15 protein-coding genes and 1 riboswitch are annotated in these 19,749 nt (G+C 44.5%); of the genes, 10 read left to right on the top strand and 5 right to left on the bottom strand.

Translation table 11 applies throughout. The features are described 5' to 3' along the window. The first annotated feature begins 271 nt into the window (after window positions 1-271). Both QUB08_RS18585 and QUB08_RS18590 read left to right on the top strand, forming a co-directional pair. Entirely contained in the window at window positions 272-757 is a 486-nt protein-coding gene (locus QUB08_RS18585; protein WP_333212882.1) for a glutathione peroxidase, read from the top strand. A gap of 561 nt (window positions 758-1,318) precedes the next feature. After that, on the top strand, window positions 1,319-1,780 hold the full coding sequence (locus QUB08_RS18590; RefSeq protein ID WP_333105759.1) for a VOC family protein: 462 nt from the start codon (window positions 1,319-1,321) through the stop codon (window positions 1,778-1,780). Between the two features lie 221 nt (window positions 1,781-2,001). On the opposite strand, the gene QUB08_RS18595 is transcribed toward QUB08_RS18590, so the two are convergent. Next, the gene (locus QUB08_RS18595) at window positions 2,002-4,587 is read right to left on the bottom strand and encodes a PAS domain S-box protein (protein WP_333226094.1); all 2,586 of its coding nucleotides are present in this window, start codon (window positions 4,585-4,587) and stop codon (window positions 2,002-2,004) included. A 102-nt stretch (window positions 4,588-4,689) separates the two neighbouring features. Between QUB08_RS18595 and QUB08_RS18600 the strand changes: the two genes are divergently transcribed. Continuing rightward, window positions 4,690-4,947: a hypothetical protein gene (locus tag QUB08_RS18600; protein WP_333226095.1), complete on the top strand. Its 258-nt coding sequence runs from the start codon at window positions 4,690-4,692 to the stop codon at window positions 4,945-4,947. Between the two features lie 576 nt (window positions 4,948-5,523). Here the strand turns inward: QUB08_RS18600 and QUB08_RS18605 are convergent. Continuing rightward, a complete protein-coding gene (locus QUB08_RS18605) occupies window positions 5,524-7,662 on the bottom strand; it encodes an ATP-binding protein (protein ID WP_333226096.1) in 2,139 nt (712 codons plus the stop codon). 316 nt (window positions 7,663-7,978) lie between these two features. Here QUB08_RS18605 and QUB08_RS18610 point away from each other — a divergent pair, with 316 nt between their 5' ends. Then, complete coding sequence (locus QUB08_RS18610; protein ID WP_333226097.1) at window positions 7,979-9,226, top strand: transposase; 1,248 nt, start codon at window positions 7,979-7,981, stop codon at window positions 9,224-9,226. Window positions 9,227-9,242: 16 nt separating this feature from the next. Here QUB08_RS18610 and QUB08_RS18615 read toward each other — a convergent pair whose 3' ends face one another. Then, window positions 9,243-9,587: a slr1659 superfamily regulator gene (locus tag QUB08_RS18615; RefSeq protein WP_333226098.1), complete on the bottom strand. Its 345-nt coding sequence runs from the start codon at window positions 9,585-9,587 to the stop codon at window positions 9,243-9,245. 455 nt (window positions 9,588-10,042) lie between these two features. Between QUB08_RS18615 and cynS the strand changes: the two genes are divergently transcribed. From cynS to QUB08_RS18630, 3 genes are all read left to right on the top strand, one after another. Next, window positions 10,043-10,486: a cyanase gene (gene cynS, locus QUB08_RS18620; RefSeq protein ID WP_333226099.1), complete on the top strand. Its 444-nt coding sequence runs from the start codon at window positions 10,043-10,045 to the stop codon at window positions 10,484-10,486. Window positions 10,487-10,713: 227 nt separating this feature from the next. Continuing rightward, entirely contained in the window at window positions 10,714-12,093 is a 1,380-nt protein-coding gene (gene clpX, locus QUB08_RS18625) for an ATP-dependent protease ATP-binding subunit ClpX (RefSeq protein WP_333226100.1), read from the top strand. A gap of 55 nt (window positions 12,094-12,148) precedes the next feature. After that, window positions 12,149-12,733: a type IV pilin-like G/H family protein gene (locus QUB08_RS18630; RefSeq protein ID WP_333226101.1), complete on the top strand. Its 585-nt coding sequence runs from the start codon at window positions 12,149-12,151 to the stop codon at window positions 12,731-12,733. Here QUB08_RS18630 and QUB08_RS18635 read toward each other — a convergent pair. Together QUB08_RS18635 and QUB08_RS18640 are read right to left on the bottom strand one after the other, a co-directional pair. After that, the gene (locus tag QUB08_RS18635; protein WP_333226102.1) at window positions 12,725-13,999 is read right to left on the bottom strand and encodes a serine/threonine-protein kinase; all 1,275 of its coding nucleotides are present in this window, start codon (window positions 13,997-13,999) and stop codon (window positions 12,725-12,727) included. The two genes, QUB08_RS18630 and QUB08_RS18635, sit on opposite strands and share 9 nt — an antisense overlap. Window positions 14,000-14,126: 127 nt before the next feature. Continuing rightward, entirely contained in the window at window positions 14,127-16,106 is a 1,980-nt protein-coding gene (locus tag QUB08_RS18640) for a serine/threonine-protein kinase (protein ID WP_333226103.1), read from the bottom strand. Window positions 16,107-16,374: 268 nt separating this feature from the next. Then, a riboswitch (cobalamin riboswitch) is annotated at window positions 16,375-16,521 on the top strand. A gap of 22 nt (window positions 16,522-16,543) precedes the next feature. Here QUB08_RS18640 and QUB08_RS18645 point away from each other — a divergent pair. From QUB08_RS18645 to QUB08_RS18655, 3 genes are all read left to right on the top strand, one after another. After that, a complete protein-coding gene (locus QUB08_RS18645) occupies window positions 16,544-16,954 on the top strand; it encodes a DUF1636 domain-containing protein (RefSeq protein WP_333226104.1) in 411 nt (136 codons plus the stop codon). Window positions 16,955-17,224: 270 nt separating this feature from the next. Then, complete coding sequence (cobW, locus tag QUB08_RS18650) at window positions 17,225-18,259, top strand: cobalamin biosynthesis protein CobW (RefSeq protein ID WP_333226105.1); 1,035 nt, start codon at window positions 17,225-17,227, stop codon at window positions 18,257-18,259. Between the two features lie 181 nt (window positions 18,260-18,440). Further along, entirely contained in the window at window positions 18,441-19,412 is a 972-nt protein-coding gene (locus QUB08_RS18655) for a GTP-binding protein (RefSeq protein WP_333226106.1), read from the top strand. Window positions 19,413-19,749: the final 337 nt, after the last annotated feature.

Raw genomic sequence — 19,749 nt, forward strand, 5'->3', positions numbered from 1 at the left:
TGGGATGGGCGTCCCGCCCGTCAAAAAAGGACGGGCGGGACGCCCATCCCACTTTCAAGAGTGGAAGTTATTTAATTCTCATTCCTAAGATCAGGTTCGGTAAATTAACCGTAATTTTGGTAGGGGCGGCTTAACCAATATCTATAATATAAGCGCGAGATGCGTAAACCCGCCGCGACCGGGATATTGAAATTTTTAGCGATCGACCTCTAGACAAAATTGTACCGACTTGCGGTAAAATTGTGGTGGTCAAATTTAAAAGTATTTGAAAATGCCCAGCACAATCTCCGACATTAAAGTAAAAACGATCGCAGGCGAAGACAAGCAGCTAGGAGAGTACGCTGGCAAGGTACTCTTGATAGTTAATGTAGCTTCCAAATGTGGCTATACACCGCAATACAAAGGACTCGAAGAATTAAACCAGAAGTACAGCGCGGCTGGACTCCGGGTTTTAGGATTTCCCTGTAACGACTTCGGAGCTCAAGAACCCGGAAGTAATCCAGAAATCGTCAATTTCTGTACTACAAAATATGGCGTCACCTTTGAATTATTTGACAAAGTACGCGCTAAAGGTACTCAGCAGCACCCGCTGTACGCTAAGCTTACGAGTGCAGTCGATCCCAAGGGTGAGGTTTCCTGGAATTTTGAGAAATTCTTAGTTAGCAAACAGGGTGAAGTCGTTGCTAGATTCCGCAGCAGTGTTGGCCCCGATTCGCCCGAACTGATCGCTGCCATCGATCGAGAATTGGCAAAATAAGAAGTTCGACAATTAAGCTGTCTGCAGGATTTAACTGATTTAACGGAGGGAGGTTTAGGGAAGAGGGAAAAAATTAATTATGCTTTTTTTAGAATAAGTTGATATCTAATTTTTTTCTGCTCTTCCCCATTGTTTGCAAGCACTCAAACCTGAACAAATACCGATGATTGTATTTAATTGGAGAACTGTTTAATTTAATGGAAAATACATCGGGATTAGATTTAGTGGTAGGTTTACTTGCCTTCGCAATTCTGGCAGGTGGTCTGGCCATGCTATTTGTAGGCATGGCATCGTTCCCTAAAGAAAAATAACCGTACTAGGACTTACGCACGATTGTTGAGAAACCGGGTTTTTTTACGATAAAACCCGTTGTAGACCGCAGATTCGGTAAAAAACCCGGTTTCTAGACCCCGATGCGTAAGTCCTGAATACTTGATATTATGTGCGATCGCACGACGCTAATAAAAGTTTTCACGACCAACTTAAAAGGCTTATTTTACAGCAGACGATCTGAATAAATCTAACAGCATTCAATTTTAACATTCGCAATAATTTAAAATCATGCAAACTACCGAAAACAACGTCAAAATTGCCCTCGCGCCGGGGAATTTGCGCCGCGTTCACCATATCGCTTTAAACGTGCGCGATATGACAGCTTCCCGCCACTTCTACGGTACAATTCTCGGCCTGCACGAACTAACAGGTGCAGAAATTCCCGCAACTTTAACAGAAATGGTAGCCGCTGGTAAAGTCGCTAATTTTGTCACCCCAGACGGTACTGTTATTGACTTATTTTGGCAGCCCGACTTGGAACCGCCAAACCCAGACCCGGAGAAAGCTTTTACCCGCGCCAACCACTTAGCCTTCGACATCGAGCCAGATTTGTTCGATCGCGCTCTGGAAGTGCTAAAGTCAAATCAAATTGCGATCGATAGTGGCCCCGTCACTCGCGCTACAGGACGCGGCATTTACTTTTACGATCCGGATGGATTTATCATCGAAATCCGTTGTGATGCAGTTTAAACAGTCGCTATCGGGTTCTCTGTAGTCCGGGTGCACCCTACATTTACTCTTTGGATCGCGGTACTCCCTAACGATCGCTAATTAAATAACTTATAATTTTAATTATTATTGTGGGATGGGCGTCCCGCCAGTCCAAAAAGGACGGGCGGGACGCCCATCCCACTTTCAAGAGTGGAAGTTATTTAATTCTCATTCCTAAACATCCTACCTTTAAAGTTGTTTTATTTTCCGTCTTGGCTAATAGGTTGCTTCGGCCAAGTAAACCGAAAAGTTGCTCCCTCACCTTCGGCAGATTCTAGGGAAATAGTGCCCCCTTGACCTTCGACAATTTTTTTCACCAGCGACAAACCAATCCCAGTATTTTCAACTTTATCACGTGCTTCCAAGGTCTGAAAAATCACAAAAACTTTATCGTGATATTGAGGATCAATTCCCGGCCCGTCATCCTCTACAGAAAACTCGTAAAAATCATCTAACTCTTTAACCGATATGTTTACGTGACCCGATTCAGCTCGGTTGTGCTTAATTGCGTTGCTAATTAAATTAGAAAAAACCTGCTGCAACAGCAATCTTTCTGCCACAAAAGTTGGCATTTCCGGTTCAACTTTCACCTCAAATCCAGACGGCGGCGCCAACGAATCAATAATTTCGGCTAATAAATTCTCAACTTTTACCATTTCTGAAGGCACTTGAATCCGTCCGACGCGGGAATATTGCAGCAGTCCTTCAATCAAACCTTCCATCCTGTGAACTCTGCCGCGCAGCAGATTCATTTGGTGCAGAGTATCCTCTGTCATCGACTCGCTGAGGTCTTCTTCTATCCAACTGCTGAGATTGGCGATCGCCCTGAGTGGCGCTTTCAAATCGTGAGAAACTACATAAGCAAACTGGTCTAATTCTTGATTCCGCTTTCTTAAAACATTCGTCGTTTGAGCCAGATTTTGGGCTGTCAACCTCAATTCTTGAGCGCGCAACCGCAGCGATTCCTGCGCTTGTTTGCGATCCCTAATATCTTCAACCACACTCATCAGAAATTGAGTGCCATTTTCTTCTCGCAGCAGCGAAACCGTCAAGTTTGCCCACACCAACTCTCCGTCTTTGCGGATGTAGCGCTTTTCCAGAGAGTAATTTTCAATTTCTGCTGCTAACAATTGGCGCAAAAGTTCCAGTTCACTTGCCAAATCTCCATGCCAAGTAATCTCCTGAAATCTTTTCTCCAGCAATTCTTGGCAGCTGTAGCCCAAAATATCGCAAAGTTTTTGATTGACTAACAGAAATTTACCTTCCACACTCGCTTGCACCATGCCGACTGCCGCCTGCTCAAAAGTAGCGCGAAACCGCTGGGCGCTTTGGGCTAAAGCAATTTCTGAGCGTTTGCGATCGCTAATATCGTTGCTGATTTCCAAAATAGCAACCGGTTGATCTTGATCGTCGTACTGCAAAGTCCATCGGCTTGCCACCGTTATTTTTGTCCCGTCTTTCTTAGTTCGCACCAGTTCTCCTTGCCAAGAACCCTTCTCGAAAAATACTTTTTGAATTGCCTCAAAAGGTTGGGCCCATTCTGTTTGTAAAAGCTTGTGAATGTTTTTTCCTACTGCTTGCGACTTCCGCCACCCGTAGAGCCACTTCGCCCCCAAATTCCAATAAGAAATCGCCCCATTCAAGTCTAGTACCGCGATTGTATCGTTTGCCAAATCCAGCATTTGCGCTTGCTTTCGCAGAGTTTCCTCGGCTTCTTTGCGTCTTCTGGCATCGCGGCAAATCGCAATAAACAAGTGTTGATTTGCCAGACGCATTTCGCTGATAGCTAACTCCATCGGAAACTTAGTTCCGTCGTGGCGAATTCCAACTGTTTCTTGCTGGTAAGTCTTCAGCGTAGTATCTGGATGTAACACAAAATATTCTACCGAATAATCCCCCACGCTGCTGTACGGCTGCGGTTGAGCTATCAGTCGCCGCAGGTTAGAGCCAATTATTCGATCGGCTTTCTCGCCAAAAATCTTTTCTGCCGCCCTATTAAAAGACTCAATATTTCCCCGTGCGTCCAAAGTAATAATCCCGTCAGCCGCATTGTCTACCACAGCTTGAATGCGACTTTTACTTTCTTCCAAGCCTGCTTCCCGCTTCCTCAATTCCTTCTCTAAACTATCAAATAAATACCAGGAAGCTCCTGCGCCCAAACAGCCGAAAAGCAAACCAGCAACTTGCACAAAATTAGTGAAATCTATCAAACCCCGTCTTTGCTGATCTAGAGCTTTCTGGTAGGCTTCGCCGGCATTAGAAAATACATTAATTTTTGCACGCAGGTTATCCCTCCTCAATTTGCCTTGAGTGAACACCTCAATTATTTCCGGCGACTGCACGATTGTTGCCGAACTGTCGAGCTTATTCAAAGTGTTTTGCAAGAAATTTATATGCTGTTCGGTACTTTTTTTTATATCTTCAAATCGCTGAGCTTGCAGTTTGTTTGCTTGAACCATAACCTTGAGTTCCGCCAGCAGCGGAGGCAAACTCTTCTTGGCTTCTAAGTAGGGTGAGAGAAATGTGCGGCGCTTCGTCAACCCGTAACCTCGAATGCCCGTTTCCGCATCCACCACGAGGGTTAACAAGCGGTTAGTTTCCTGAAGTATTGCCCTATTAGTATCTGCTCGCTCTCTTATCTGTATGGTAATCTGCCGGAGGCTTGCAATTGCTAGCAGCGAAGCAAACAGAAAAATAATGGGGATAGCAACGATGATTGTTCCCCGCTGGCGAATTGGTCGGTCTGTCCATACAAAGTGGAGGCAGCGATCGAGCAAATACTTCACGAATATTGAATGAGAAAGTTTGCTGCTAGTATATCGCTTTTTGGCAGTTTAGGCTATGGATAAGTTTGTTTTGTTTGGTTTGACGATCGTCGGGGACTAACCGTGGAAACTAGATTAGACCCCTGCGATAGCTACCTGCTGACACTAACAGCAGATTTTTTGGCACGGTGTTTAAACGGAGGCATGGAGAAAGAAAGGACTTTTTTCGACACCGAGACAGCAGGCGAAGCAGAAAGGATCGTTTCTGCTTTACCTTCGTTTTCGCCTTCGGCTTCTGCTTTTAAACTAGAGTCTGTTTCGCCAGTGTTTGGAACACTTGTAACTACAGTAGTCCACCTGCCTGTAGCCGGATCGCGATAACAAGTAAAAGGGTTTATTTTTAGCGGTTGACTGCAAGGTTTAATCATGTAGATGCACTCCTTTGATTCTGAGAAATTGTGCATTGCTTTCAGCAGCAGTGCTATCTCGCCCGTAGAAGCAGTATGAAGGCAAAAAGCAGAATTGTGTTTCTGCGTCCAGAGACTTTTGAAACTTCCTGATTTCCTGTTAAATTTTGCCTTCTACTGCTTCGCGACCATAGCATTACTTTTACCAAATTGCCTTTCTGGAAGCAACCCCCCACCGCCTTAATTAGGTTGAGGTGGGACTTTTGAATGCAGCGAGGCCCCCGATCGTGCCTGCAGGACAATTTTAGGATAATATAGGTATTCTAGGCTGAAAAAAAATGCTACTGTGTGATCGACAACAGAGGTTGAGCGCGATCGGTGTCACAATTAACAAGGGAATTGGTAATTGGTAATGGTTAATTGGTAATTGGGGAATTATTCCATCTTTTGCCATCCGTTAAATCCGTTAAATGCGGTACACAATTCCTAGCCAAACCCCCACCCATTAAATTCCTTAAATCCCCTACATGGCTAGTTGCCAAACTTGCTTCTAACTAATATCAACTTTTGCCTTTAAATGAACCGTAAAAGTAGAGCCAACATCCAACTGACTCTCAACAGTGATATCGCCGCCCATCATCTGGCAAAACAAGCGGCTAATGGCCAATCCTAAACCGGTGCCGCCGTACTTGCGAGTAGTCGAAGCGTCCCCTTGAATAAAAGGTTGAAACAAACCCTGCTGCTGTTCTGCCGACATTCCAATCCCCGTATCAGATACCTGCAAATAAACCCAATCGCTGTCACCTGCTGGTTCGCGAGTCGCGCTCAACAGCACCGTTCCACCTTCGGTAAACTTCAGGGCATTCGAGAGCAAATTGAACAGAATTTGCCGGACTTTTGTCAAATCTGCATACATCACTCCCAAAGTCTCAGAGCAAGAAACTTGCAATTGATTGTGATTTTTTTCCACCAAAGGGTGCAAAGTTGCAACGACTTCTTCAATTAAATTACAGAGGTCAAATTTTTCTAAATAAAGCTCCATCCGACCGGCTTCTATCTTAGAAAGGTCGAGAATATCGTTAATTAAAGTCAGCAAGTGTTTGCCGGCGTTATAAATTTTTTGGGTATCGGGAATGATCTCTTCGAGTCCCGATTCCCGTGCTTCTTCTTGTAGCATTTCGCTGTAACCGATAATCGCGTTGAGTGGCGTCCGCAGCTCGTGGCTCATATTGGCTAAAAAAGTGCTTTTAGCTCTCGAAGCTGCTTCAGCTTTGTGTAAGGCTTCTTGCAAGGCTATTTCGGCTCTTTTGCGCTCGGCAATTTCGATGCGGAGCAGTTTATTGGCGGCGGTGAGTTGAGCGGTGCGCTGATCGACGGTCATTTCTAGCTGCGCTTTGGCTTTGGAGAGTGCTTCCTGAGCCCGCTGGCGCTCAAATCCTTCGATCGCCAGCGCTACCAAATTTGCCAAAGAATCGGCGAAGGTGCGTTCCTCCAGAGCCCACTGCCGGGGCGCGCCGATATGTTCGAGAGAGAGGATGCCCACGATCTGCCCACCGAGCCTAATTGCTACATTTAATATGGATGAATTGGGCTTGCTGGCATTTGGCAGCACAGCGGAATGTTCGGCTAGGGAAGATGAGTGGGACAAATTTGTTTGGAGAGAGTTTTGAGTCTTTGTCGTAGGTTCTAAAGCATTGTCCGATCGCAAATTTTCGCCCGGTGCGTCGCCCTCAACATCTAAAATGGATAAATTTAAATCGCTTGCCGATATGGACTCCCGGCTCAAATGATTCTCCTGGGTGCGATCGTACAAGTCGAGACAAACTAATTTGAGGTTGGGCATTTTAAACTTAGAATGATTCACCCCGTCGTGTTGCTCTGAGGCCGCGGCCTCTGTATCGAGTGGCTCTGTTTGGTTCTGGGCGAGCACTCTCTCAGTAAAGTTTAGCTGGGGATCGCTGGGGTAGCGATTTCCAAATCTTCCATGGTTGTAAAGCCAGACGCTGACTTTTTCCACATCCAAAGTCCGGGCTGCTGCCTCGGTAATTTCGCGAATTCCCACATTCAGCGCACCGCTGTTGAGAGTCCTCTGCCTACCTAGCTGCAACAAAGCCAAACTCTGGCGGCGGAGCCGCTTTTCGCTCTCTTGGAGGGTTTGTTCTGCTTCCTTGCGCTGGGTGAGGTCGTACAAGGCGCACAATGCTGTCGGCTCGCCGTTAAACACCAGCGACTGAACCGAGATCATCGCCCAGAAAGCGGTGCCGTCTGATTTTTTGCAGTGGATTTCGTAGTTTTGGAGGTATCCCTCTTTAGCAAGTGCCTCAAGTACCTTTGGGCGATCGGCGGGGTTTAAGTAAAAGTCTGGAGTGCTGCAGCCGATCAATTTTTCTAGGGGTATGTTCAGGAGAGAAGCCAATTGAGCGTTCGCATACATAATTAAGCCGTCACAGAGGCGAGAAACTAATATCGGCACGGGAGTTGCCGCGGCGATCGCCCGAAACTGCTCTTCGCTGGAACGCAGGGCCAACTGAGCTTTGCTCAGCAAGTGAGCTTCCATCGTATCTGAATGTTCGGTGGTAGTCTCCAGCAAAAGTTCTAGGTCAACCTTTTCGCGCTTCAAGTTTTCAAGTTCCGCACTCAGCCGCTGAACGTCGAAAAGTAGCTGTTCTGTCGATGGTTCTTCCTGCATAGCAATTGAAAATTGGTAATTTTTAGTCGGTTCTGAAGTTTTTTAGGGTTTTGTGCTAGTTTAACTATGACTTATTCCGATTAACTTCAGCCACCCTCATCCTGGTTCGCGGACTTAGCCGGGGATTTATCTTTACCTATAACAGCAAGAAGGCTCACACTGTACCTGTACCCAGGTCAGTTGACGACAGTCCTCTGACCAATGCGATAGCGAGGTTCTCTGACAGGTCCCAAACGAGCAAAATATTTGTTGTGAGTTGACATATTTTTAATTATTTATGTTACCGTGAATATGTAAGCACGGTAAGGTCGATGCCATGTACAGAGCAGTGAAAATCAGAATTTATCCTACCGACGAGCAGGAATCCTACTTGGCTCAATGTTTTGGCAATACTCGATGGTTGTGGAATTATATGCTCAATGCCACTACTACCGCGTATAAAGAAACTAGGAAAGGTCTTTCTAAAGCTGCGATGGACAAGTTGCTTCCTGGTTTGAAAAAGGAATATGAATGGTTGGGACAAGCTTATAGTCAGGTCTTACAACGAGTAACATTTAATCTTTCAAGTGCGTTTGTCAATTTTTTTGAGGGACGCGCTAAATTTCCGAGATTCAAATCTAAACATGGTAAGCAATCGATTCAATATCCCCAAAATGTGAAACTAATGCCACAGGATGCTGTAATAAAGTTTCCTGGCAATTTGGGGTTGATGAAAACCGTGTTTCACAAAGAGCTTCCTGATGCTAAATTCACGAGTGTAACAATATCGAGAAATGCAGATGGTAGGTATTATGCTTCTATTCTTTTTAACCAAGAAGATACGCCCGTAGTCGCAATCAGAGAAGCTATCGGTGTTGATTTGGGGTTGAAAAACTTTGCTATAACTTCCGAGGGTTCAAAATATGACCTACCTAAGAAGCAATTGGCTAAGCTAGAAAGGAACAGAAAACGCAAACAAAAGAAATTAGCTAGAAAGACGGATAAGACATCTAACAAGCGTCGCAAGGCTAAACTTTTAGTTGCCAAAGTATCTAGTAAAATAGCTAGAGTAAGGGAAGACTTTCTACATAAGCTATCTCGCAAAATAGCCTACGAAAACCAAGTTATTTGTGTAGAAGATTTGGCAGTTAAGAATCTGGTTAAAAATCCCAACTTGGCAAAAGCAATATCAGACCAAGGATGGGGAATTTTTCTAACCATGCTCAAGTACAAAGCAGACAGATTTGGTCACACCTACCAAGAAATAGGGCGGTTTTTCCCATCTTCTCAACTGTGTAGCGAGACTCTACTACCCATCCCAATACTGCAAAAAGGATATGATTCATTGGGTGTAAGACTTGTAGATTGTCCTCACTGTCAAAAGCGGCATGATAGAGACATCAACGCTGCAATAAATATTAAAAACGAAGGCTTGCGAGTTTTGGCGTTAGGAACTAGCGCTTCTGCCCTTGGAGGGGATGTAAGACCAAAGCCATCAGGGCGTAAAAAATCCATGAAGGCTGAGGCAATCCCCGTTGAATTGGGAAGCCCACACCCTATCTGTACTCAGATGGGTGTTGGGTAGTTCACCTTTTTCGCTATTATTCCAATTCTAAGTGCAAGGAAGGCATCAGCCGCTGCAAGTTTTTCAGGGATTTTATCTGCCAGGGGATCTGTTTAGAACCTTTGATGGCGATTTGAATATTTTTTTGCTGGCGCACTTTGATCACAAATTTTGAGAAAATATTAATTCCAGAACTATTTAAAAATTCTAGCTTTCGCAAGTCTAGAGTCACCGTGTTTGGGCAGGAGTCAGCCACTTCGTTGAGCAGATCGACGATCGGTGCGTATTCTTCCACCTGGCTGAGTCGGAACGCTCCGCTACAGGTGACTGTTTGCGTAGCCCGATCGTACTGCATCGTGTAATTTTTGGTCTGAATCTCCATACTTTTGTCAGTTGCCGGTTTTGAGTGGTAAAGGGGCTTTGGCTGCGTGAGCGACGATTGAGCTTCAGGCTAGCACGATCAAAATTCAGCCGTTTGCCGAATGCCGAATGCCTTTGCGTGTGTAACTTTTATTACATATACTGCCAACTGTACCATTGCCACAGGGCAGTTATGAGTTATTTTAGGATTTATCAGTTGTGTCAGTTGTGATACCAGTTGGAAAAAAGAATGCAACTGTTGACTAGCTCTCAACCCTGGTAGTCATCAGTCATTGCCAATCTAACATTTCCAATCTCAAATCTCAAATTGTATGAGTTGTGGGGGTTGACGAGACCAGCTTTTGCTGAAGTTCCGAGCTATCAATTCGATTTTTTTTCTCAACTTAGTATTGACAAAATAACCAAAATGTGAGAAAAGTTTCACATCTGACACTGAAGTGAAGGGGAGAATATTTAATGGCAATTTCAGGAATTACAGAAAAGCTTTTGGCGGCTAAAAAAGCTAAGGGAATTAGTTTTGCAGATTTGGAAAAAGTTTTGGGGCGCGACGAAGTTTGGATTGCCGCGGTTATTTACCGTCAAGCTACCGCATCAGAAGATGAAGCCCAGAAAATTGTCTCGGCTTTGGGACTAGATAGCGAGACGGCTGCGGTTCTCTGTGAACCTCCGTTAAAAGGTTCTTTGGAGGCCTCGGTTCCGGTTGACCCCCTGATTTATCGTTTCTATGAAATTATGCAGGTTTACGGGATGCCACTCAAAGCAGTGATTCACGAAAAATTTGGTGACGGGATTATGAGCGCGATCGACTTTACTTTGGATGTCGAGAAAGAAGCAGACCCAAAAGGCGATCGAGTGAAAATAATTATGTCGGGAAAATTTTTGGAATACAAAAAATGGTAAGCCCGTGCAGCTTTATTTTCAAGTGAAAATGAAAAATTCAAATTGGCTCGGATGACTCATGACTAATGACTAAAGCCTCAAAAGTGTTAACTTAGAAATAGAGATCGCGAAGCTTGACTGGCTTGGGTGTCCGATCGGGAAACCCTTCTAGGGCAAAGCTAAGGTCGATCGCGCGGCAACTTCCCCAGTCAAAAAAAGCAACCGCAACCGTAAAGTAAGAGGCAAATATGTCAAAATATGACTCCCATCTCAGATGCTCCTTTTGCGGCAAGTCGCAAGAGTACGTCCGCAAGTTAATAGCTGGGCCCGGCGTATACATTTGCGATGAATGCGTGGAACTGTGCAACGAAATTTTAGAGGAGGAGTTCTTTGACTCCAGTAAAACAATTGGTCAACAGATTCCCCAGTCAGAGGTGCGAGAGTCTCAGGGACAAGGAACCCGGCGCCCAGGTCGATCGAACAAATCGAAAATCGTTTTAGCTCAAATTCCGAAACCGACAGAAATTAAGCAGCATTTAGACAACCACGTCATCGGCCAGCATTCAGCAAAAAAAGTCCTTTCTGTAGCAGTTTACAACCACTACAAGCGCTTGAGCGTTGACCAAGCTAAAGATAGCGACAAGTCTTCTGCTGACAGCGATGTAGAACTGCAAAAATCCAACATCCTGTTAGTGGGGCCCACAGGTTGTGGCAAAACTTTGTTAGCGCAAAGTTTGGCGCAAATGCTCGAAGTGCCGTTTGCGGTAGCGGATGCGACGACACTGACAGAAGCTGGATATGTCGGCGACGATGTAGAAAATATCTTGCTGCGGCTGTTGCAAATGTCCGATTTTGATGTTGAAGCGGCGCAACGTGGCATTATTTATATTGATGAAATTGACAAGATTGCTCGCAAAAGCGAAAATACTTCGATCACCAGGGATGTATCGGGAGAAGGAGTGCAGCAAGCGCTGCTAAAAATGTTGGAAGGAACAGTGGTTAATGTTCCCCCGCAAGGCGGCCGCAAACATCCTTACCAAGATTTTATTCAAGTTGACACTAGCAAAATTCTATTTATTTGTGGCGGTGCTTTTGTCGGTTTGGAAAAAATAGTTGAACAGCGTTTGGGTAAAAAATCCTTGGGCTTTATTCAGCCAACAGAAAGTGACAGCAACTCGACTTTGCCGGCGAAAGACAAGCGGGCCGCTGATATTTTGCAGCAGGTACAGCCCGACGATTTAGTCAAGTTTGGTTTGATTCCTGAGTTTGTCGGGCGGATACCGGTGGTGACGGTGATTTCGCCGCTGGATGAAGCAGCTTTGATGCAGATATTGACTGAGCCCCGGAATGCGCTGGTGAAGCAGTATCAAAAGCTGTTGAAGATGGACAGCGTGGAGTTGGAATTCCAGCCGGAAGCGCTGCGGGCGATCGCCCAGGAGGCCTATCGTCGCAAAACTGGCGCGAGAGCTCTCCGCAGCATTTTAGAGGAGTTAATGCTGGATGTGATGTACGAGTTGCCTTCTCGCAAGGATGTGGCTAATTGTATGATTACTCCTGAAATGGTCGAGAAGCGATCGACTGCCGAATTGCTGTGGCACCCCGCATGGCGGAAGCACGAAACTGCATAATTTATAGTTTGTAGGGTGCTTGTGGCGCACTCTACAAGCTTGGCAAATTTACTTTATGACAGTTAAAAAAATGTCAGTCAATGTAGCTAAAGCCAGTAAAAAATCGAGATTGCCAGTATCCAGTTTGCTGCCGAGGATTGCAATTTACATCGCGGTTGTGGCTGGCATCATGGCGTCATTTTACGATTTTAAACTCAATAAACTTTTCATCTCCAGCGATCCGAAATCCTCACAAGCAAAACAATATATTAATAGCATCAATAGAGGGCAGCAAGCTTACTATGCAGAGTACGGTAAATTTAGCGATAACATTACCCAACTGGGTCTAGGAATTAAAGAACAAAGCGATGACTATAATTACACGCTTGTATCATCAATGGATCCGGTGCAAACCTCGTACAATCAACGCGAATCGGCACAATTTGAAAGCGCGATCGCGATTGCCAAACCTAATGATATGAGTACCGGGAAATCCTACACTGGCGCAGTGTTTGCTTTTAAAGAAAAGGGTGGCATAACAACTATTTCTGCAATTTGCGAGAGCGATCAAATTAATGCAAGTTATGCAGAAACGTGGAATCCGCCAACTTTTGACGGCCAAGAAATTCACTGCCAGCCCGGAACAACTATCTTAAGGTAAGACCTTGAAACTATTTTGCGTCACTTTTTGACCGTCTAAGTAAAATTGAAACTGCCAATTGCCAGGTTTGTCATCTTCTTTAAAATTATACCAGCACCAAGTATTTAATCGATCGCCCGTCGTTTTTAAATAAGATTGACTTTGGGCTGCGAATAGTCCTTGAGGGTTGACAACCTTACAATAAGTTCTATATTCTCCTTCTGGCAAGTTAGCAGCACTTACAGCAAAATAGACTTTTTTCTTTTGCTTCAAAGACCAAACATTCCTAAGTTTCGTTGATTCTAATTCGTCAGTTAACATTACTTGAGTCTTAGGGTTCAAATTTGCTGAGTTGATTACTGGTTTGATATCTACTGCTGTTTGATGTTCGGGAGATTTCCAAAAAAGCGGAATAAAAATAGCAGAAATTGCTGTTAATACTCCGACTGATATCAATACCGGTTTTAAGTTGTTACGCTGCTGAACAACTTCGAGGGGAATCAAAGCATTGAGGGCAGCATCTGCGGAAGGATAGCGGTGTTTGAAATTCGGTTCCACCATTTTTTGCAGCCAGTCAAGAAATTCTGGAGTTAGCTGCGGCAACCGATGTTTAAAATTAATCCGCCCGGTATCGTCCATTAAACTGCCAACTTCGGTAGAATTGATGCCGATTAGCAAGCAAATTAGCGTGGCGCCGAGACTGTATAAATCCGATGCAACAGTTAGCTGCCGATTGAACATTTGTTCTGGCGGCATAAAGCCCAAAGTGCCTTTAACAACGCTGCTGGCGGCCACTTCTCCCCCGCCGATTCTAGCAAATCCGAAATCGACAAGGCTGACATTCAGGCGATCGTCCACCAAGATGTTTTCCGGTTTTAAATCTCTGTGAATCACTGGCGGAACGCGGTTTTGCAAGTATTTGATAATTTCTAAAACAGAGATAGCAATTTGCTTGGTTCGCTGCGGTGTTAGCTGGCGCAAAATAGCGAGAGAATCGGCATTTTTGTATTCCTGTACCATGCAAAAACCCGATGCAGTTTGGAAGGAATCTAAATAGCGGGGAATGTTGGGATGATCCAGTTCTCGCAAAATCTGAATTTCTTGTTCGCACGCTTGATATTGAGCCCAATTAGCGCCTGTTTGGGCAAATTGAAATTGTTTGACAGCGACGGAACGTTGGGTATTAATTTCGGTAGCGAGATAGGTAACTCTCCCGCCGGCGCGATTGTGTCCGAGTTCGCGAGTTACTTGATAGCCGTAGTTGGAAAAGTCAGGAAAAGCATTCATAAATTTGTCAGGTTTGTAGTAAGGACTTCTGTTCAAAAAAAAATTGTAGTAAGGACTTCAGTCCAAAAAAGGTTTGTACTAAGGACTTCAGTCTTTAAGGACGAAAGTCTCTACTACGAACAAGTTTTTACGGTTTGATTAAATGGGGTTGGGATTTTCGATAGTTGGCAATAATTTGATTTCTTTTAAAAACTATCAGATTGAGTAAGGGAATAGCAGTGACGGCGGCGGGAGTGAGCGTAATTCCTCCGACAATTAAAAGTTCCATGATTTCAACCGAATCAATATTAGTTACCAATTTAAAAAACAGTTGCAATGCGGTTCCTAAGCTGATGCAAAATCCAGCCGTGAGAAAGGCGAGTGTCACAGCATCTTGCTTCAAAAAACCTTTTTTAATGCGATCGGAAATCCCAGGTTTAGCTAAAGTATAAACTACCAACCAACAAAAGGAACTAAATAGAAGTAGAAGTATCAAGTAAATACTAATCCCTAAAGGTTTTGTCATCTCCAAACTGAATCCCAGGGCAAGCGAAGATATAAAAGTCACTCCCGAAGCTGCAAATGCCCAGAGTGTCAAAGTCCAACTACTGGCAACACTACCGGCCGCAGCACCAACTAAAGCTGATGGCACCAAGCAAACTAATAAAGGGATGATTTTACTCATATCATCGCCTAAATTAATCTCGAAAACTGAGGCAAAAGCGCTTGTTAATATCGACATAACTGTAATTCCAAAGCTCGCTCCGAAAACGGCTCCAAACCAATTGATTTCAATTCCATTTACTTCAGCAGATAGCGTTTTTTCCGCTGCTATAAATCCAGTAACAAGCGGAGAAATTAAAAACATCGATAAAAACAGTGGATGGATTTCGCAACCCAACAGCCAACCGGCGAAAACAAACACCAACATGAAAAGCAGTCTCTTTTTAGACAAAGATAGTGTTGGTTTGGATTCGGGAAGGCGCGCAGTTTTAACTTGAATTGCAACTTGATAAGTGTCTGGTTCAGAATTAGCGCGCAGTACAATCTGGCGTTGATAAGTTTGGCTTGCCAGCAATTTGCTCGTATCTACCGCAATCTGACACTCCAATTCATTGCTTTCAAATGAGGGCGGTTCAAAAGAAATCCAAGAATGGTCGTAAGGCGTGTGCGGCGGATCGTTCGGATGCGGCGCGACTTCCCATCTTCCTGTTAAAATTGTATCTGGAATTGGGTTGCTAATGGTAATCGCCCGTATTATAATTTCTTCATATTCAGTAGCAGTAAATTTCAGTCGATCGCCCTCAATTCTCACTTTCGGCAAGCTGCTGACATCCAAAGATTCTAGCGTAGTTAAAGCATCCGCAGCCGATGGATATCTGTCTTGCAATCTCGGCGCTACCATTCTCTCCAACCAATTCATCCAACCCTGCTGCAATGGCGGTACTAAATGCCGGAAATGAATGCCATAATTAGCATCAACTAAATTACCGACATCCGCAGATTTCGTACCAGTTAACAAGCAAATTAGCGTTATCCCCAAGCCGTAAAGGTCGGATGCTTTGGTTAATTTTCGGTTGAACATTTGTTCCGGTGGCATGAATCCCATCGTACCTTTGACAACGCTGCTGGCGGCGATATTTCCACCTCCTAACCGCGCAAAACCGAAGTCTACTAAGTAAACATTTAACTGTTCGTCGATTAACAAGTTTTCCGGTTTGATGTCGCGGTGAATTATCGGCGGTTTCTGGGATTGCAGGTAAGCTATAATTTCTAAAGTGGCGATCGCAATTTTCTTGATATCCGGCGGCGAAAAAGTCCGCGCGACAGCAGATTCGGCATTTTTGTATTCCTGCACCATGCAGAAACCGCTGTCAGTTTGAAAAGAATCGAGATAGCGGGGAATGCCGGGGCGATCCAGCTTTTTCAAAACTTTAATTTCTTGTTCGTAAGCTTCGTATTCTGTCCAGCTAGCACCTAATTGAGCGAATTGAAATTGCTTAATTACAACTAATTTTTGAGTATTCGTATTTTTCGCTAAGTATGTAACTCGGCCGCCGAGACTGTTGTGTCCGAGTTCTTTTTCAATCTGATAGCCGTGAGTGGAAAAATCGGGGAAGGCGTTCATATAGTTTGTAGTAATGTTCGGGTAGGAGGGGCTTCTAGCCCGTCATTAACAGGCAAGATGCCTGTTTCACAAAGAGTTATTTTTTTGGGGATGGGTTTCTATCCTGTCAGCAACAGGCAAGATGCCTGTTCCACAAAGAGTTATTTTTTTGGTGGGGTTTTATCCTGTCAGCAACAGGCAAGATGCCTGTTCCACAAAGAGTTATTTTTTTTTTGATGGATGGAGATTACCAACATAACTTTTTTCCAAAAAGGCGGCAAGTGCGGTATGATGTGATTTCGCGATCGGTTCTAGCGGGGAGCAGCCGTTAGAGGAAACGGGGAAAGTTCGGTGCAAGTCCGGCGCTGTCCCGCAACTGTAATGAAACCCTTGGGGTTTCTCAAGTCAGAATGCCCGCCGATATCTAACTCACTTTTGAACGCATCTGCGAGGTACGGATGATGGATGGAATTAATGCGGCTGTACGCACAAAGCACAATCTATTTGTTTGCACTGCTTGCGCTAGTGTTTGGAAAAACGGCAAGCGCGAAGGTAAAAGCGGCGGCCAACAATTTATGGAAAATTTGTCGCAACTCGCTAAAAATTGGGAGTTTTCTGATAAATTTGAGATTCAAGAAGTTGAGTGCATGAGTGCTTGCAGTCACTCTTGTGCGGTGTCTTTTGCTGCTGTGGGAAAGTACACTTATCTGTTTGGTGATTTACCAGCAAATGAGTCGGAAAGCGTCGAGGCTGTACTCGAATGCGCGGGTCAATACTATGCTAAACCAGACGGTTTATTGCCTTGGTCTGAGCGTCCTCAAGCTCTGAAAAAAGGTGTTTTGGCGAAGATTCCACCACTGGGAAATTAGACCCTTTCTCGTTACCATGCTCTGCCCATTGGTGACAACTTAACGTCAAACCGACCGGATCTCTTGTTTTTATCGAAATCTAGATCCCCCCTAACCCCCCTTAATAAGGGGGGGACAAGAAATATTTTCAAAGTCCCCCTTCTTAAGGGGGATTTAGGGGGATCTAGACTTCGCATAAAAACGACATTTATTTTGGGTTTCAGTCTTAAATTGTCACCTAGGGACAGAGCCTGGAAGATATCCCATCACCAAATAAGCACAAAATTATCAATGCACAAAATTCCTGTTACTGTCATCACTGGTTTTCTCGGTAGCGGTAAAACTACCTTAATTCGCCACTTATTGCAAAATAATCAAGGTCGCCGCATTGCTGTTCTGGTTAACGAATTTGGCGAAATCGGTATTGACGGAGAACTGCTGCGCGATTGCCAAGTTTGCGACGAAGGAGAAAATGTTAGCAGCAATATTGTTGAACTAACAAATGGTTGTCTTTGCTGCACTGTTCAAGAGGAATTTTTGCCGACTATGCAGGAATTGTTGAAGCGTAGAGAGCAAATTGATTGTATCTTAATTGAGACTTCGGGCCTCGCACTTCCTAAACCTTTGATTCAAGCTTTTCGCTGGCCAGAAATTCGCACTGGTGCTACTGTGGACGGTGTTGTTGCTGTTGTCGATTGCGAAGCTATTGCTAGCGGTTCTTTTGTTGGTGATATTGATGCTTTGATGGCACAGCGGCAGGCTGATGATAGTTTAGATCACGAAACTCCGATCGAGGAATTGTTTGAAGACCAGTTAGCCTGTGCCGATATGGTACTTTTAACGAAGGTCGATCGCGTAGATGTGGAAACTCACAAGAAAGTCCAAAGCTGGTTGCAACAAGAGTTACGTCCGAGTGTGAAAATTGTGCCCTGCAAAGGTGGCGAAATTAACCCTGATGTGCTAATGGGATTTAATGCGGCGGTTGAGGATGATTTGGAGTCTCGTCCTAGTCACCACGACACTGAGGAGGAACACGAACACGATGATGATATTAACTCGACTTACTTTATTGCCGATCGCGAATTTGAACCTGAAGCTTTGGTGAAAAAACTGCAATCCTTGATGCAGCAGCAGGAAATCTATCGGATTAAAGGGTTTGTGGCGGTTCCCAAGAAACCGATGAGGATGGTGTTGCAAGGTGTCGGATCGCGCATAGAATATTTTTACGATCGTCCTTGGCAACCTTCCGAACTCCGCCAAACCAAACTGGTGATTATTGGTAGAGAGTTAGAGCGCGATCGAATTGCAGCTATGATTAACAATTAATTGTAATCTGAGGGGGCGGGTTGATCGATATTTTGAATTGCAGCAAATATTATTGGTACAACTCGCCCCTAGAAGCTCTCACGAACAATTTATTAACATTATTTAATATTGTGACCACTGCCAGCAACTCTGGTGTAAAATAGCGATAATGGTTATCATTGTAAAATAATCGAGGTCAAGTATGGTGACTGCTGGGGCGATCGAATCAGTTCCTGTTACCGTTCTCACGGGTTATCTCGGCGCAGGCAAAACTACGCTGCTGAACCGCATTTTAACACAGGAACACGGCAAAAAAGTTGCAGTCATCGTCAACGAATTTGGCGAAGTAGGCATCGACAACCAACTGATAATTGATGCCGACGAAGAAATTTTTGAGATGAACAACGGCTGCATTTGCTGTACAGTCCGAGGCGATTTAATTCGGATTATCGGCAACTTAATGAAGCGGCGAGACAAATTTGACCACATAGTCATCGAAACCACAGGTTTAGCCGACCCAGCACCCGTCATTCAGACATTTTTTGTAGACGAAGATATGCGGGACAAATTGCTGCTTGATGCAGTTGTCACCGTAGTCGATGCCAAGCACATCTGGCAGCATTGGGACGCCGACGAAGCTCAAGAACAAATTGCCTTTGCTGATGTAGTTTTGCTCAACAAAACCGATTTAGTAACTGAGGAAGAATTGGCAGAATTAGAAAAGCGAATTCGCGCCATGAATGCAATGGCAAAAATCCACCGCACCCGCAATGCTGAATTAACAATGGATGCTTTGTTGGGGGTTAAAGCATTTGATTTGAACCGGGCTTTAGAAATCGAACCCGACTTTTTGGGCGAACACACTCACGAACACGACGAAACTGTTACCTCAGTAGCAATAGTAGAATCCGGCGCTATTGACCGCAACAAATTTAGCGATTGGATGGAGGAATTGTTGCGAACTCAAGGCCCGAATATCTTTCGGACAAAAGGCATTTTGAATGTCGCCGAAGACAACAAGCGATTTGTTTTTCAAGGAGTACACATGGTGTTCGATGGTCGGCTGGATAGACCTTGGAAAGCTACAGAAACTCCGAAAAACGAGCTTGTATTCATCGGTCGCAACTTAAACGAAAATCAATTGCGAGAGGATTTTCGTAAATGTCTGGTTTAACTGACATATAGAACCATTTTTAATAAGCCTTTTAGTAACAGGCAAGATGCCTGTTCCACAGGAATAAAATTCATTTCTTGTGGAATGGAACAGGCAAGATGCCTGTTCCACAAGAATAAACTTCATCTTTTGTGGCACGGGCATCTTGCCCGTGGAAGGGAACAGGCAAGATGCCTGTTCCACAAGATGAAAATTCATTTTTTGTGGAAGGGAACAGGCAAGATGCCTGTTCCACAAGATGAAAATTCATCTTTTGTGGGAGGGAACAGGCAAGATGCCTGTTCCACAAGATGAAAATTCATCTTTTGTGGGAGGGAACAGGCAAGATGCCTGTTCC

Source organism: Microcoleus sp. BR0-C5 (genome assembly GCF_036705045.1).
GTDB lineage: Bacteria > Cyanobacteriota > Cyanobacteriia > Cyanobacteriales > Microcoleaceae > Microcoleus.

Excerpts from the sequence above, each read along its gene's own strand:
- QUB08_RS18585 (WP_333212882.1), top strand. The coding sequence starts at position 272 with ATGCCCAGCACAATCTCCGACATTAAAGTAAAAACGATCGCAGGCGAA.
- QUB08_RS18590 (WP_333105759.1), top strand. The coding sequence starts at position 1,319 with ATGCAAACTACCGAAAACAACGTCAAAATTGCCCTCGCGCCGGGGAAT.
- QUB08_RS18605 (WP_333226096.1), bottom strand. The coding sequence starts at position 7,662 with ATGCAGGAAGAACCATCGACAGAACAGCTACTTTTCGACGTTCAGCGG.
- QUB08_RS18610 (WP_333226097.1), top strand. The coding sequence starts at position 7,979 with ATGTACAGAGCAGTGAAAATCAGAATTTATCCTACCGACGAGCAGGAA.
- QUB08_RS18615 (WP_333226098.1), bottom strand. The coding sequence starts at position 9,587 with ATGGAGATTCAGACCAAAAATTACACGATGCAGTACGATCGGGCTACG.
- cynS (WP_333226099.1), top strand. The coding sequence starts at position 10,043 with ATGGCAATTTCAGGAATTACAGAAAAGCTTTTGGCGGCTAAAAAAGCT.
- clpX (WP_333226100.1), top strand. The coding sequence starts at position 10,714 with ATGTCAAAATATGACTCCCATCTCAGATGCTCCTTTTGCGGCAAGTCG.
- QUB08_RS18630 (WP_333226101.1), top strand. The coding sequence starts at position 12,149 with ATGACAGTTAAAAAAATGTCAGTCAATGTAGCTAAAGCCAGTAAAAAA.
- QUB08_RS18635 (WP_333226102.1), bottom strand. The coding sequence starts at position 13,999 with ATGAATGCTTTTCCTGACTTTTCCAACTACGGCTATCAAGTAACTCGC.
- QUB08_RS18640 (WP_333226103.1), bottom strand. The coding sequence starts at position 16,106 with ATGAACGCCTTCCCCGATTTTTCCACTCACGGCTATCAGATTGAAAAA.
- QUB08_RS18645 (WP_333226104.1), top strand. The coding sequence starts at position 16,544 with ATGATGGATGGAATTAATGCGGCTGTACGCACAAAGCACAATCTATTT.
- cobW (WP_333226105.1), top strand. The coding sequence starts at position 17,225 with ATGCACAAAATTCCTGTTACTGTCATCACTGGTTTTCTCGGTAGCGGT.
- QUB08_RS18655 (WP_333226106.1), top strand. The coding sequence starts at position 18,441 with ATGGTGACTGCTGGGGCGATCGAATCAGTTCCTGTTACCGTTCTCACG.